Genomic DNA, 558 nt, shown 5'->3' with positions numbered 1-558 from the left:
GGGCATCACCCGACATCGGAACGCAGGCTTGAGGACATGAGATGTGGCGAGCTACGCTGGAGCGATCGCGATCATGGGTGGGAAGTCCTGATCCCATCAGTCGCATTCAAGAACTCGGGCTCATCCTTCTTCGGGCAGAAGCCGTTTCGACTGATCCTGCCGGACCTGCTCGATCTCTACAAATATCTCGATGCTTATATCGATCGCCATCGAGCTGTCCTGCTTGATGGTGCCAAAGATCCCGGCACCCTCTTCGTCAAAACGGTGAAAACGACCAGCATCGATGCGGCTTACAACTCAACCACTTTCTACGAAGCCTGGCGGACCGTCATACAACGCTACGGCATCTACAATCCCTACACCGGGCGAGGTGCGATCAAGGGACTGCTGCCGCATGGCCCCCATAACCTGCGGGACATTCTTGCGACGCATATCCTGAAGCAGACCGGATCCTATGAGCAGGCGAGCTACGCCATTCAGGGGCATCGTAAACTTAACGGCAATGAGGCCATACCATGACGCCGGCCGGGTTTGTCGGTCACGCCCGGGCGATTTTCG

Annotated in this window: 1 pseudogene; it reads left to right on the top strand. The window is 56.8% G+C overall.

Features of this window, described 5'->3' with window-relative positions:
* Window positions 1-519 (top strand): annotated as a pseudogene (locus GAO09_RS00010) (hypothetical protein); the annotation flags it as partial.
* Window positions 520-558: the final 39 nt, after the last annotated feature.

Origin of the sequence: Endobacterium cereale (assembly GCF_009617585.1) — a bacterium.
GTDB classification, from domain to species: domain Bacteria; phylum Pseudomonadota; class Alphaproteobacteria; order Rhizobiales; family Rhizobiaceae; genus Neorhizobium; species Neorhizobium cereale.
The sequence above is the reverse complement of the archived record's forward strand: the minus strand, read 5'-3'. Positions and strand labels throughout refer to the sequence as shown.